Here is a 13,379-nt window from a genome sequence, read left to right as displayed (position 1 = left end):
CCGTCTTTCTGTTTTACTTCGGACAGCTCCTCCTGGCGCTCCGTCTTCTTTGCCCGCTTCTGCATCTTCTTTGCGTTACCGGGTTCTGTCACGAACACATTCCCAAGCTCCCGGATATGGTTCACGTCCTCGTTGATGGCAAAATGCCGGTTCTCTGCAGCGATCCTGCTCAGATTGCGGTACTTCTTCTGGAGTTTCCGGTACCGCCTGGACTTCTTCCAGGTCTTTTTCCCTTTTCGGATGGTGCCGTCCTCCCTGTAATTTTCCGGGTTCATGGCCCGTCTGGAACGGTCCATCTTCCTCTGGATGGCAGCTTCCTTCTGCTCCCTATTTTTGATCGACATGCCCCGCTCTGCCAGGTTCTTTAAGATAACTTCCTTTTTGGAAGTACAGGCGATGGTCTGCGGCCCGATGTCGCAGCCAACCACACCCCTGCCCAGCTGGTGACGGCGGCTTCCGTCTTTCCGGCGTTTGGGTTTTGGCAGCCCCTCAATGGTGAGGTGGATGAACACGCGCACCCTGCCGCGGATCTCTTTAAAACAAAGGGACGCATAGCAGGGACGGTAAGTGTCCATGAGTTCCCCTTTTTTACGGAACAGTTCCAGTGCAGCACGGTCGGCTGCTTCCGGGTTTTCCAGATAATGGCATACCGCTGCGATCTCTTCCTCAGCAAAGAGATCATGGGCCTCTTTTACGCCGGTATCATGCCCGCATCTTGTCTTTGTATGCCTGGGCTTATTGATGATGGGAAAGAGCGTGATGTCCCCGATCCTGAAGTTCAGGCTGCCGCCGTCCAAACGGACGATGATCCCGCGTACGGCCTGTTTTGCCCGGATCTCCGGATGATCCCCGTACTTCCTGAAATGGAGGGTCTTTCCTTCCCTGTACAGACAGGCCTCCACTCCCTTCCAGACATCCTCTGCCTGTGTCAGGGCAAAGATGGAATTGAGATGGTACTGCTTATTTATCTTTATCATGGACTGGCGGCAGAACTCCCATGTCACGTGATATTCCTCCTGCATCTGCTTCATTTCGGCACCGACAGCCTTCATTTCTTTATCACTTCCGGCTTTTTTTGCCTTCCCATACAGGGACCGCAGGTGCCGGTATCTCTTTGTGCGAACCAGCTGGTCATAGTTTTTCTTCATCACGCCGTTCAGGTCATTTCCAGCAGTCCGTAGGACGTTGTTGGACAGATGGATCAGTTTATATTTATCCTGTTCGGAGACCTGCGCTTCCAGTACCAGTACATGGCGGTTTGACTCTTTGCGGAATTGTTTCAGATCCGGGATCTTCTCCTGCATGGCTTCTTTCCTCCGTTTCATTGATCTTTGACACAGGATACCGTGTTTTTAGAAGGAAAGATTTTCACACGAAAAAAAAGCCCTTTTTTTTCGGGGCAGTAAAGAAAAAGATTCTTTTAACTTTATTTATGCGGCTTTCATCCCCGACGCAAGCATCGGGGTTTTTCGCCGCAAATATATAACTTAATATGTTTTCCAGATCAGGCTCATAGGCTGGCAGGCACACCGCTTCTCCTGCAAAAGAAAGCAGGCGTTCTTTAAGATCAAATAGACGCCTGTCCATCTGCGGGTGTAATCTGATCGCTTCTTCGACTGTATCCTGGAACCAAAATTCGTCCCTGCAGTTTTCTTTCCAGTCTTCAGACATGGGCTTCCAGACAAGAGATTCTTTTGCGTGTTTATTTTTGGCAGCGTTATAGAGAAGACTGCTGTCATACATCTCTCTGTCTATGATTGGGGCGATGCAGGACACTCCGTTTACTACTACTCTGCTGCCACAGGACTGGCGAATTGTGTTAAGGTTTTCTGGTTTTTTACTCATAGTTTTCTCCTTTCGTTTTTGAGTTTCAAGTAAGATGACGAAAGGACGAGAACATGAAAATTGTTCTTTCTGTATCTGGGCAAAGATTAACCCCATCGAATATATAGCAAATATGAGAAGAATATTTTGATACAAAAAAGGAGATGGTCGACACCACCTCCTTAAAATGACAATTTAGATTTTTTCCAGTTGCTCTTTTGAAAGTCCTGTAGAGAACTGAATATCTTCCAGAGAAAAACATCGTTCTAGCATTTTTTTTGCAATATCCAATTTGGCTTTTTCTTCGCCGGTTCTTAACAATCTCTCAGATTCCAGTTCAAGAATTCTTCCACCCATAATCTCACATATTTCCTTTCTTAAGTCGGATTGTTTAGAAAAAATATGGTTTGCTACGTTTTCAAACATTTCTGTCAAAGATAAAGAATTTGAAGAAAATGTACAAACTTTCTCTTTCACTTAAAAAGCAGGCGTTTGCCTGCTTTTTCTGATAGAGCTACTTTAATTTTCCTTTTGTAAACCCACTGATGAAGTATTGACACGCTTTCTGACAATTCTGTTCATTATTCTCTGACATCACTTCGATCAGCGGCATTGCATCGATTTCATATATCAAACAAAGCTGGCATAGCTTCTCAAGAGAATCTTTAGGGGTTGTGTATATCAAATTATTTGCAATGCTTTGCATTTGATATTTTAATGCGGATTTCTTTTTGGCAATCCTTCCCAGTTCCTCTCCTTGCTTAATACATGCTTCTGCATTAATATCCATATTGATTCCTCCTGGTACTTATTCCCCATAAGTGGGTTCCAATGTGGATCTACTTTTACTAATGTACAAGTTTATGATACTTTTTACATTCCAATATGGATTCTACTCTATTCATCTGAATTATAACATGATTGGATACCTCTGTCTATTTTAGATTTTTCTGATAAGGAAAAGGAGCTGAAAATTTATAATTTTGCTGATTTTTCGGCTCACATGAATCAGAATCCCACAACATCAAATCTGGTTATTTATCAGTTTTGTAACCAGATCCTTTGAAAACTCCATATAATTAAAAGACACCTGTGTTCTCTCTACCACAGGTGCCATAAAATAAGATGAAAAGAGAAAAGAATACAATCAGCATCTCAGCTGTTCGTGGGCTAATTTTAGTTGATAATCCATTATGGTGATTCTGGTGCGAAAAAATGGTCTTTATTTTGAGAACTATTAAGTTGGCGTTATACGGTACTGCAAAATATAGAATAAATATATTCCGCGGAAATCACACCCCGCTGCTTGTATGTGCCTGATATACGCAGAAAGACAATCCGCAGCTCTTGCAAAGTGGAACTTGGGGATTGCTCCGCGGAAAAAATAGTTCTCAGTTTTACTTAATGTAGTTAACAATAAAAATCTTATGTAAAGTGACACTGATTTCAAGCATTCATCATAGATAGCAAAATGAAAGAAACAGCGCATCTCTGTTGTTCATTCATTTATATGTATGGAAACAAAACCCGTATAAGACTAACAGATGACGATTCTTTTTTCCATACGTTTCAATTTCTTTTACGAATAATGGTAAAAAGAATCTTGCCGTACTGGACTGGTGGTTTTGTTGAATCAAAACGTTAATCTGTATTATATCCGCGGAGAGGAACATACTTCGTTGTATTAATAAGGTTAGCAAAAAACTGTTATATAAAAAAACAGACACCTGCGGTCAATTTCAAACCCTACAGGTGTCAAAACGAAAGGAAGGATACAGTATTTCTGCTGTCCACGGTTATATTATATTATTTACGGATTGCATTTCTTGCAAGGCTCATATCCCTGGGCAATTAAATCATCTCTGGAACCGGAATACTCCTGTTTATTTTCTTCTTTCATCTGTTTGGCTGCGGAGCATGTAGGTTTATGGAATTTCTTTGTATTTACGTTTAACACATATTCTGTATTTGCTGTATCCGCGGAAACATCTGTGTTTTCTCCAGACAAAGAGCTGTCCCCGGTAGCATAATCAATATTGATGCCAGGCTGCACATTATAGCAAAAAACATTAAAGAGAATACCATCTCCATTGTCTTCCACGGACTCAGCTTCCATCTGCACACCGTCTGCAACAAGATTATCTCCATCAAATATTGGAGTAACCCTGTATAAAACATGGTAATCAGTTTCTTTAATGTAGTCGGCCACCATATTTTCAAATGGCAGCATACCTTCTACATTCAAATACCTTGTACCGGTAATCAGATTTTTTTCATTGGCATTTTCTGCTGTCAACTGGTATCCAATCAGGTGGCAACGGTTGTAGACAAATTTGCCATCCACATTATCGTATTTCTGCGTATGCCATCCAGAAGGTTTTACCTGACCGATAGAACCTCTTTTTTCGGTAGGCATGAGATCCTGTCCTATATTGGCGTATGCGACACCACATCTGCCTAAGTTATCCAGATCACTGTATGACTCAAAGGAATCGGTTGTAAAGTCATCTTCCGGAAAATCCGGAACATTATCGTTGATTTCCACATAAGGTTCTCCTGTGTATGCAGGAATAGTAGAAAGATCAACATCAGCCATTACAGGAGCATATCCCGAAAACAGAATGCTTATGGCAGTGATTATAGGTAAAAGAAATTTTTTATTTTTTTGCATTGTATACCTCCATTGTGATTTTATCATGTGATTTTCCGACAAAGTCTTCTGTATGCTTTAGCTCCCATTTGTTCAAATCAATACTAAAAAATACATCTGCCGGATATCTCCGGTTCCATTTAAAAAGAATGATCTGTTCAATCCAGTCTTTGGCTGTAGCTGGATCCTCTGTTTCTACAAAGCAATACTCACCTGCTGTTGCCTCCCGAAGGCAATCATCATCTATATTAATCTGGGAGTGTTTGACAGAATCGAAAAGTTTTTCCGAATAAGAGCTCATCCAAAGGACTTTTCCATTAGTTAAAGTCAATATCTTATCAGATAGAACCCTGTCCCGGCTCAGCCTTCGCCGGTTAAAGCACATTCCCATACGATCATCAACAACCGTAATCAATATCACAACACATCTCTCCTTTTCTTATATACCATATTAATATGCCATATTTTGGACAAATTAGCAAGAAAAACGAGCGTAAGTTTTTATATGCAGGAAACATGAAAAATGGATGGATAAAGAAAGAGGAATCTTTTTTAACCACTACCATTCCAGACATCTTATTTGCTTCTGATCGTTCATGTTCCTGAACCTGTCGCTTATACCAGTCTGAAAAGGAATATCCAGACTGTTCATCAGTCCGGCTTTTTATAAACTATTATGCAAAAAAAAGATACCTGCGGTCAATTTCGAGCCCCCGCAGGTGTCATAAACGAAAGGAGTGAATCAGCTTCTTAGCTGTTCATGGTTGTAATATACAGCAGATTTTGAATATTGATTTCTGATACGAAAAAAGTATCAAAAATTAATTCGTGAGACTAATATAGGATTATCTTCTGGTGTAGGTGTCAGCTTTGTTGTTTGGTATGGGGCAGGAATCTCCATCGTCTTGAATTCATATTCCTCATGAATAGTCTGGATTGAGTTAATTCCCTGTTTTTTATCTGAGATATAGCAGATAAATTGAAAAAGAGGATGCCCCGACAAAGGGCAACCTCTCCATACAGTTATTCTGCGTTAGTTAAATTGAATCTCATATTCTAGAGCGTGTCTGAAAAACATTTGAAATTGTTTATTTTAACCAAATTAATATTTAGGCGATACAAATAAATCCCAAGTAGGTTGCAGCTAATTTGTCATAACGTGTAGCGATTCGTCGGAATGCTTTGAATTTCAGAAAATACTTTTCTACTAAATGGCGTTCTTTGTATAACCACCAATCACAATGACGTTCAAATTTAGCTCCCTTTCGGGATGGAATGGTTGGCTCTCCACCGCGGGCGTACACATAATCAAGTAATTTATTACTGTCATATCCTCGGTCAGCTAACACATTGCTTCCGTTTATTTCAATTTGATCGAGCAAAGGGATTGCATAATTGATATCATTATGCTGTCCCTCACTGATCATTAAATAAACTGGATATCCATAGGCATCTACTGCCGCATGGATTTTGGTGCTGGCTCCTCCACGGCTATGCCCGATTTCATTTAAAGGCCCCCTTTTTTGGCACCGGCACTATGCTGGTGCGCCTGGACAATAGAAGCATCAATGGATAATTCTTCCAATTCTGCTTCAAGACTTAAAATACGGAAAATATTATCAAGGATACCATCATCGATCCATTTTCGGAATCGGCTATAGACAGTTTTCCATGAACCATAACGTTCAGGAAGATCGCGCCAAGGTGCCCCACTACGTGCAAGCCATACAATTCCATTCATAATGATACGATTGTCTTTCCTTGGACGTCCTTGTTTTCCAGTATTTTCAGGAGGTAATAAAGGTTCAATGCGAAGCCATTCTTCATCAGTCAACTCATATCGTCTCAACATAGTGAACACCCCTTTTTCTTTATTTTATCATGAAAAAGGGAAATAAAACATGCGTTTTGTGCAATTCTTATTTTTCAGACACGCTCTAGTATTAAATTTGCTATACATTGCTAAATATACTACAAAAATGTAAGATAGTTGTTGACAAACATGTAGTATAATGATATATTCTCTATAAAACAAAACATAGGAGGAATTGTTTATGAAAACAAGAAAAAAATTGGCGAGTGTTATTCTTGCTGGTACATTATGTATAACTGGAGGTGTAAGTACTTGGGCTAAAGAAGGTACTTTTGCAACTAAAATGACAGATCAAAAGGTAACACAGACCGTTAATGACGAAAATAATTTATCTTATTGTCAGCTTTTGCCATCTAATGATGATAACTACTTAGAAACAATTGAAAATAAGCAGTATTATTTAGATGAAAACAAATTAATTAAGTTGGAAATTAAACCAATTAATGTAGAAACTTCTGTAACGACATATAGTAGTCTTGCAAATAATGATACAAAAGAAAAAGTTGCAGATATTTCAATGGATGTTTATTCTTTAGAGTTAAACAATAGTGATAAAGAAAAATTAGAGAATAGACAGATAAGTAATACATGGCTTACGAGAACTGACGAAAAAATGAACAAAATGGGAAATATAAGGGCTAAGCTGGCGGTAACATATAGGGATTCTGGTTCTAGTTTTACAGACTCTATAGAACTTGCATTAGGTAAAGCCACTGGAAGTTGGACACGTAATGGGGCTATAGAGGGAGTGTATCCGAAAACTTCGGAGCTATATTATAATGTTCAAGGTTCTATATATGACTCTAATGGAAAATTTATAAAAAATGGAAATGTTGGATTTACCAAAACTTTTAATAGTCCCACATTTTCTAATGTTTCTTTAATGGGAAATAAGTATGCTAGATATGTTTCATCAGCAGGAGTAACTTATACATTACACTGTACTCGCGGAGTTAATATTAGTGTATATATGGCGTTTGTGTAAAATATGAAAATGAAACAATGGATTATAAGAAAAATAAAAAAAAGAACTGCATATATCGGAAACTCAAGAGATAAATTTGAAAAATATTGTCGTATACTAAAGCAAAATGATATTAGATATAAAGAAACAATCATAAATCAATCAAGTCGCTTTCCTTTTGGACATGGTGATTTAAGAAGTTTCGGTAGCAATTATGGGATAATTGATTCAAATATATATGAAATTACGGTATCTGAGCTTGATTACGAAAAAGTAAAATCAATTTTATCCAAAATACAATGAATGATATTCATAAAAAATTATCAGAAATAAGCATCTAAGTTAAATGGAATAAAATAAGGGAGAATTTCATGCATTATTTGAAGTTCTCCCTTACATATTTATTTTAATCTTAGATAAGACAGCCAGGCTTGTAATAATATGTATTTTTTTATTATATTATGTAATACGAAATATCTTTCTTAGTGTTATGAATTTAAAATGATTGTTAATTTTACTTGTAAACACCGTTCAGTGATTTTTGATATCGACAAAACATTATGCTACAATAATGTAATATATTGATTGACATTTTATGTATGCTTATATATTATAGATGTAAACTTATTATACGAGGAGAAATGTTATGAGTGATATATATTATGGATTGTCAAAAATGGAATATGAGTTAATGAAATTTTTCTGGAATAATAAACGTCCCGTTCCATTTGCTGAAATATTAGAATATTGTAATGATGAGCTTCGGTATAATTGGGCGAATTCAACCCTGCACACGTATCTTATGCGCCTTATAAAAAAAGGTATTCTTTATTCAGAAGGAAAAGGACGTAAGTGTAATCGTTCCTATTACCCTCAACTTACGGAAGAAGAATTAGCACATAAGTATGCTACAGATTTTGTAGATAATACTTTTAATGGTTCTATTTCAAACCTGTTGGTTTCATTAACATATAAAACAAAATTGTCAGAGTCAGATATTGAAGAATTGAAGAATATTATTAACAATAATATTTGTGAGGAAACGGATTAAAGCTTTAAAGAACACAATATAACTAAAAATGAGGTAGAATTATGAAGGACCTGATTTTATTACTAATTGCCATGTCTGCCGCCGGAAGCTTGCCTTTTATTATTTATATAGCAGTATCCACTATTTTTGATAATTATATTTCAGCCAGGTTTCGATATGGATGTTTAAAATATTGTCTGATTTTTTACTTAGTTCCTTTTCCGTTATTAAAGTATTTTATTTATCATAGGTATTTTTGCACTTTAAAGCCATTAACTGAAGATATTGTAATTTCCTTAACTGGAAAAATTATTCAAACTTCTCATGGATTTTTCATAAATTCTATGAGTTATCTTCAGAAAATATTTATCGCATTATGGATATGTTCTTTAAGCATTGTTGTTTTATACGAAATAATTACACTTGTCAGGTTCCATAGAGAAATATCAAAAAATGTATTATCAGATTCTGAAGTAAAAAAAACAATAGGTGTTTTATCAAAAGAAATGAAATTACAACGTAAAGTTACTATATATGAAAATGATTTCGTATCTTCTCCATTTACATATGGTATTTTTCGTCCATCTATAGTTTTGACCGCATTGTCGAATAAAAACGATTTACAATTAATCATCCGGCATGAATTACAGCATATAAAATCATATGATTTTCTTGTTCGTCAATTATCCTTTCTGGCACTAATACTGCATTGCTATAATCCTTTTATATATTTTTTCTTTCGAGAAATAAAAGAAGTGCAGGAACTTGCTTGTGATGAAAACGTAATGAAATACTTTTCCAGGGACGAACAAAAATGGTACGGATACTTGTTGATAATGACTGCTGCAAAGGAGGGTTCAGAAATGAAATCTAAAATTACACTAATGTTCTCAAAAAATAATCGAAGCTTTTTGAAAAAAAGAATAAAAAGAATAGGTGTTTATGTTAAACCTATATTTATATTAAATGTAGTGACTATCATATTTATGCTGACTGCTTCCTGTATTCCTGTATTTGCTTATAACCCACCTACTGCAGATTTACGTTCTGTTCCATGGACAGGATTTTTTGATCCTGCAGAAGGTGCGCGGGTGTCTGTTTCAGATAATGGAAATGAAATAGACTATATTACATATATTAATGAAAGTAGTATAGTTTCTTCTGATGAAGAATATTTCAAACATACAGATAGTTATTTTGTTACAGATAATGGAAAAATTATAATGATTGAACCGAAAGATATCCAAACTCGTTCTAGCTGTTCACATACATTTGTAAATGGTACGCTGAAAAAACACATTCGTAATAGCAAAGGTGGCTGTTCTGTAAAAACATATAAAGGAAAAATATGTACAAAATGTAATTATACCAAGAATTTAGCACTTGAAAGTACTACGACATACACGCATTGTCCACATTAACTCTACAAAGGTAACCATTGATATTAATCGGTGGTTATGTTTGGGTGAATACCAGTAATTTTTTATATCTTCCATAAAACGTAAAAGAGGCTGTCCTGACTAAGGGCAGCCTCTACATACATTTATTTTGCGTTAGTTAAATTGAATCTCACCTTTTGGGGTTTCCATGAATTCCTCTTTACTTGTTTTCAGTGTTCTGATGAATTCTGTTTGGCATTGCTATCCTTGTTCTGAGCAAATTCATGGTCTACAAAGACCAAAAAGGCTTTTTTCTTTGAAGAAACAGGTCAACGTCATTAAAAAAACAACGTTCACTGTTATTATCTCTGAAAATATACCCAAAATCTCCAACAACAAACAGACAGTCTTTCTCTTGCATTTTTTTGCGATTAATGTCAATGCTGATGTATCTCCGTGGAGATCTTCTGTGATCAACATTCTGTCTATTATAGTATTCTGCATTGTCCTTAGCTTACTCCTTTGTTGAGATTTTCTGATTTGGGTATTGTTTTGTTTAGCTTCAGTAATTATTAAAATAATTAGTTGTTATAATGATATAGCAACGGAAGCTTCGATCACCATCCAGATATGCATTTATGCTCGCATCCTATATCCTGATTTATCTAATTCTTCCCTATACAATTCAGCTATATATGCCGGACCATTGCACCACAGTTTTGTTTTTTCATCATATAGTGCTTTTCCTGTCTTTGAACACAGAAAATCTGTCAATACCTCTTTTCTGTCCTTGCCCGTTTCATCTGCAATTTCTTCTGTCACCATAGTGATAAGAAGATCAATTGTGTAATTCATCTTCTCCTTTGGAATTTTTATTTCAGCCATAGCTTCTCACCTTTCACAAATCTCAGACACTTTATAGCGGCTTCTGTTTTGAAGCAATATTGATCTTTTAATTTATTGGGCATCAACTGTCTGATACAGAAATCGTCCGCTACCTTATCACCTGCAGTCCCAAATGCTCCAGCGAGGTAAGCAGTAAGGGTTGCGTTTGTTGCATCATCTGCAATCTTTCCTGCAATGATATCATATTTTGCCATTTCACATTCAACTTCTATGAACAATTTTTTCTTTCGATGAGCAGCAATGCAATGTAACCAGTCTACATCAGCATTTTCAAAAATATGCGTTTCAAGTTCTTCAGAAAATTTGAACTCAAAAGTTGAAATATATCCATAGTTCTGTTCTTCTTTAATTGTTCCGGTTGCAATTGCTTTGGCTATTGAAGTTCTCAGAAAGCTTTCTGCCTGCTCCTTTGAGGTGGTTAAATAAAATCCCTGCCCAAAATCTTTTCTCTTTGCACATTTGGCAAGATTTGGTTCTTTTACTTCACAATAACTTCCATGATAAAGAAAAACTCCACCTTTTAATTCAAGCACTAATCTCTATCCCCTTTCCTTCCAGAAACTCCATAATATCTTCGAGTACAGCTTCATCGCCTTCGCAATGAAAAAGCCCATAGCATTTTTCTATATATCCTAGAACATCAGTTTCTTTAAACAAACAAATGATCTGCTCAACAGGTAAATGCCACTCTTCTGAAGCGAGCCGGATTAATCTTGTCTGCATAAAAGTAATCTCTGTATTTTCGCTCATTATGAATCCTCCTCAATCTTTGATCAATAAAACTGTGATATTTCCGTCACACTAAATATCGTTGTCAGAAGCTTTCCCCAGAATATCTGATTGTCATCTTTTTCATATCCACTATTTTTCCGACTTTTATGCAAGTGCTTTTACCACTGCTCTTTGATGTGTATCTGTAATTGTAGCAACCTTCTGTTATTTATCATCTGTTAATCCATCATTTCATCAACGGTTAGTCCAGCTTCTTATAAATCTTTTCAATCGTCTCCATTGATTCATACTGTTGTTTTTCATCCGGGCAGGAATATTTACACTAACCCCGGTGAGGTACCGCATCTCTATCAGTTTCATTTATTAATCTAAGAGCATTTTCCATAATCTGTTATAACTTACGACCATAAGTTACCTATATATTTTTCCTTCAAACATATTTTAATTATAACACGATTTCATTAAGGTGAATACCAGCAATTCTTGATATTCTCCATAAAATGGAAAAGAGGATGCCCCGACAAGGGGCAACCTCTCCATATATTTATTCTGCGTTATTAAATTGAATCTCATCTTCTAGGGCTTTCATGGATCCGTTTTTATTTATTCTCTGTGTTTCTGATGAATCCGTTCTGGCTCCGATATTCTTGTTCTGTGCAAACTCTGCACTCTTGCCAAATGTAATATAGGAAATATTAAATGTTTCCCGTTCTCCGACACAGTTATATTTCCTGTTTACCGTCAGAGTGTATCGTGATACTGTCATATCATGCATTTTCCGGCATAAACATTGTAAATTGTTTGAATTTTGGATGGAGTGCGTTTTAAAAATAATTTCTTATTAATATGTGTAATTACAATTCGTCATCTGGTTTATCTAAATATTGACTTGCTAAAAGGTCAAATAATTCTGCCTTATTCATATCTTGTGTCATTTCATTGCCATTTGCATATGTATCTGCTATTTCCTGTAGCATTTCACCATATGAATTTTCGAAAAGTAATGGTTCTCCTTTTTTTAAAGCATGATACCATGCTCCAATAGCTCTTACGATAGGCGGATATGCTTTGGAGGCTGCACAACTTAACCAGTATAATCCCAATTGGATTTGGGCATCTACATTTCCATTATCTGCCAATGTAGTAAGTACATTTAGGTCACAGCAGAATGCATCTTTCTGGGTATCTGAATCCCCCTTCTGTTGAATTAATCCATACATCAATTGTGTGATACCTTCTAATTCAGCTTTGTCAGCTTTTTTTGTTATTGATTTTATAAAATTATCCATTTTTTTACTCCTATGTATTTTATTAATATCTCGGCGAATTTGATATTTGGATTTTACCGTTTTTCCTCTCCTTTCTGTTTAAATAGTATCAGTTTTTGGGGATTTTAAATTCTCACACGAAAAAAGCATTCCCTATAAATATGCTGAGTTAACGTATTGTAAAAAATGTAGAAAAGGATTGCAATATAACTTGCTGTTCTTTTCATTGTGAGTACAATTGGGATAAGATCAGTAGAAATTACTAATCCGAGACCGACAAAAAAGCCAGTTACTGCCCAGTAGAAATAACCATTGCTTGTGGGATATGGCATCTTCAACAGATATAATTATATGAATGGTTTTTCTGTTTGGCTCGAATTGGCTGTTCCTATCGGACGCTGGTTATTTAATTCTTCCGCACTCTGACACAATCTAGTATTAGAAAATAAGTTTAACATTTCAATTTACTTTCTTTTACCTCTGTAATCAGTTCAACGCCCATGCAAAAACCTTTCTTAAAACTGGCTTTTATTTCTTCTAAATTTAGTACCATAGTTTCGTTCATTAGACTATCTAGCTCTTCTGCTAATTCCTCCGACAGCTTATTCTTTAATGTCTGATACCATAATTCAGCTATACTTTTTGTGTCAAGTATTTGTTCTTTTTGGGGTTCAGCACATATATCATACAATTTCTCTATAAGATCCATATAATCATCTCCTCGTCAAACTTTTATTTCCATACGAATGTTTC

16 protein-coding genes and 1 pseudogene are annotated in these 13,379 nt (G+C 36.2%); 4 read left to right on the top strand and 13 right to left on the bottom strand.

Features of this window, described 5'->3' with window-relative positions:
* The 7 genes and pseudogenes from AC075L_RS04750 to AC075L_RS04720 all read right to left on the bottom strand — a co-directional run.
* On the bottom strand, positions 1-1,304 hold a 1,304-nt coding region (locus AC075L_RS04750; RefSeq protein WP_476387257.1), incomplete at its 3' end, for a hypothetical protein.
* A 64-nt stretch (positions 1,305-1,368) separates the two neighbouring features.
* Complete coding sequence (locus tag AC075L_RS04745) at positions 1,369-1,845, bottom strand: hypothetical protein (RefSeq protein ID WP_476387256.1); 477 nt, start codon at positions 1,843-1,845, stop codon at positions 1,369-1,371.
* A gap of 174 nt (positions 1,846-2,019) precedes the next feature.
* Positions 2,020-2,301, bottom strand: coding sequence for a hypothetical protein (locus AC075L_RS04740; RefSeq protein WP_476387255.1), 282 nt, complete (start codon positions 2,299-2,301; stop codon positions 2,020-2,022).
* 37 nt (positions 2,302-2,338) lie between these two features.
* A complete protein-coding gene (locus tag AC075L_RS04735; protein WP_476387254.1) occupies positions 2,339-2,614 on the bottom strand; it encodes a hypothetical protein in 276 nt (91 codons plus the stop codon).
* A 1,020-nt stretch (positions 2,615-3,634) separates the two neighbouring features.
* Positions 3,635-4,495 carry a DNA/RNA non-specific endonuclease gene (locus AC075L_RS04730; protein ID WP_476387253.1) on the bottom strand — a complete coding sequence of 287 codons (861 nt, stop codon included), beginning with the start codon at positions 4,493-4,495 and terminating at the stop codon, positions 3,635-3,637.
* Positions 4,482-4,895 carry a ribonuclease Z gene (locus tag AC075L_RS04725; RefSeq protein WP_476387252.1) on the bottom strand — a complete coding sequence of 138 codons (414 nt, stop codon included), beginning with the start codon at positions 4,893-4,895 and terminating at the stop codon, positions 4,482-4,484. The genes AC075L_RS04730 and AC075L_RS04725 overlap by 14 nt, the downstream gene beginning before the upstream one ends.
* Positions 4,896-5,586: 691 nt before the next feature.
* Positions 5,587-6,296, bottom strand: a pseudogene (locus AC075L_RS04720) (IS5 family transposase); the annotation flags it as partial.
* A gap of 232 nt (positions 6,297-6,528) precedes the next feature.
* Between AC075L_RS04720 and AC075L_RS04715 the strand changes: the two are divergent.
* From AC075L_RS04715 to AC075L_RS04700, 4 genes are all read left to right on the top strand, one after another.
* A complete protein-coding gene (locus AC075L_RS04715; RefSeq protein ID WP_476387251.1) occupies positions 6,529-7,332 on the top strand; it encodes a hypothetical protein in 804 nt (267 codons plus the stop codon).
* 3 nt (positions 7,333-7,335) lie between these two features.
* Positions 7,336-7,614 carry a hypothetical protein gene (locus tag AC075L_RS04710; protein WP_476387250.1) on the top strand — a complete coding sequence of 93 codons (279 nt, stop codon included), beginning with the start codon at positions 7,336-7,338 and terminating at the stop codon, positions 7,612-7,614.
* Positions 7,615-7,957: 343 nt separating this feature from the next.
* Complete coding sequence (locus AC075L_RS04705) at positions 7,958-8,362, top strand: BlaI/MecI/CopY family transcriptional regulator (protein WP_476387249.1); 405 nt, start codon at positions 7,958-7,960, stop codon at positions 8,360-8,362.
* 41 nt (positions 8,363-8,403) lie between these two features.
* Positions 8,404-9,762: a M56 family metallopeptidase gene (locus tag AC075L_RS04700; protein ID WP_476387248.1), complete on the top strand. Its 1,359-nt coding sequence runs from the start codon at positions 8,404-8,406 to the stop codon at positions 9,760-9,762.
* 594 nt (positions 9,763-10,356) lie between these two features.
* On the opposite strand, the gene AC075L_RS04695 is transcribed toward AC075L_RS04700, so the two are convergent.
* The 6 genes from AC075L_RS04695 to AC075L_RS04670 all read right to left on the bottom strand — a co-directional run bounded on the left by AC075L_RS04695 (position 10,357) and on the right by AC075L_RS04670 (position 13,335).
* A complete protein-coding gene (locus AC075L_RS04695) occupies positions 10,357-10,605 on the bottom strand; it encodes a hypothetical protein (protein ID WP_476387247.1) in 249 nt (82 codons plus the stop codon).
* A complete protein-coding gene (locus tag AC075L_RS04690) occupies positions 10,593-11,159 on the bottom strand; it encodes a DUF3990 domain-containing protein (protein ID WP_476387246.1) in 567 nt (188 codons plus the stop codon). The genes AC075L_RS04695 and AC075L_RS04690 overlap by 13 nt, the downstream gene beginning before the upstream one ends.
* A complete protein-coding gene (locus AC075L_RS04685) occupies positions 11,152-11,376 on the bottom strand; it encodes a DUF3791 domain-containing protein (RefSeq protein ID WP_476387245.1) in 225 nt (74 codons plus the stop codon). Before AC075L_RS04685 ends, AC075L_RS04690 begins: the two co-directional genes overlap by 8 nt.
* Positions 11,377-11,902: 526 nt before the next feature.
* Positions 11,903-12,124 carry a hypothetical protein gene (locus AC075L_RS04680; protein ID WP_476387244.1) on the bottom strand — a complete coding sequence of 74 codons (222 nt, stop codon included), beginning with the start codon at positions 12,122-12,124 and terminating at the stop codon, positions 11,903-11,905.
* 88 nt (positions 12,125-12,212) lie between these two features.
* The gene (locus AC075L_RS04675) at positions 12,213-12,647 is read right to left on the bottom strand and encodes a hypothetical protein (protein ID WP_476387243.1); all 435 of its coding nucleotides are present in this window, start codon (positions 12,645-12,647) and stop codon (positions 12,213-12,215) included.
* A gap of 430 nt (positions 12,648-13,077) precedes the next feature.
* A complete protein-coding gene (locus tag AC075L_RS04670; protein ID WP_476387242.1) occupies positions 13,078-13,335 on the bottom strand; it encodes a DUF6809 family protein in 258 nt (85 codons plus the stop codon).
* Positions 13,336-13,379: the final 44 nt, after the last annotated feature.

Source organism: Blautia sp. ZXY-1-B12 (genome assembly GCF_056339915.1).
The sequence above is the reverse complement of the archived record's forward strand: the minus strand, read 5'-3'. Positions and strand labels throughout refer to the sequence as shown.

Coding starts and splice junctions, on each gene's coding strand:
- AC075L_RS04680 (WP_476387244.1), bottom strand. CDS start 12,124: ATGACAGTATCACGATACACTCTGACGGTAAACAGGAAATATAACTGT.
- AC075L_RS04730 (WP_476387253.1), bottom strand. CDS start 4,495: ATGCAAAAAAATAAAAAATTTCTTTTACCTATAATCACTGCCATAAGC.
- AC075L_RS04695 (WP_476387247.1), bottom strand. CDS start 10,605: ATGGCTGAAATAAAAATTCCAAAGGAGAAGATGAATTACACAATTGAT.
- AC075L_RS04685 (WP_476387245.1), bottom strand. CDS start 11,376: ATGAGCGAAAATACAGAGATTACTTTTATGCAGACAAGATTAATCCGG.
- AC075L_RS04675 (WP_476387243.1), bottom strand. CDS start 12,647: ATGGATAATTTTATAAAATCAATAACAAAAAAAGCTGACAAAGCTGAA.
- AC075L_RS04735 (WP_476387254.1), bottom strand. CDS start 2,614: ATGGATATTAATGCAGAAGCATGTATTAAGCAAGGAGAGGAACTGGGA.
- AC075L_RS04705 (WP_476387249.1), top strand. CDS start 7,958: ATGAGTGATATATATTATGGATTGTCAAAAATGGAATATGAGTTAATG.
- AC075L_RS04710 (WP_476387250.1), top strand. CDS start 7,336: ATGAAAATGAAACAATGGATTATAAGAAAAATAAAAAAAAGAACTGCA.
- AC075L_RS04715 (WP_476387251.1), top strand. CDS start 6,529: ATGAAAACAAGAAAAAAATTGGCGAGTGTTATTCTTGCTGGTACATTA.
- AC075L_RS04700 (WP_476387248.1), top strand. CDS start 8,404: ATGAAGGACCTGATTTTATTACTAATTGCCATGTCTGCCGCCGGAAGC.
- AC075L_RS04670 (WP_476387242.1), bottom strand. CDS start 13,335: ATGGATCTTATAGAGAAATTGTATGATATATGTGCTGAACCCCAAAAA.
- AC075L_RS04745 (WP_476387256.1), bottom strand. CDS start 1,845: ATGAGTAAAAAACCAGAAAACCTTAACACAATTCGCCAGTCCTGTGGC.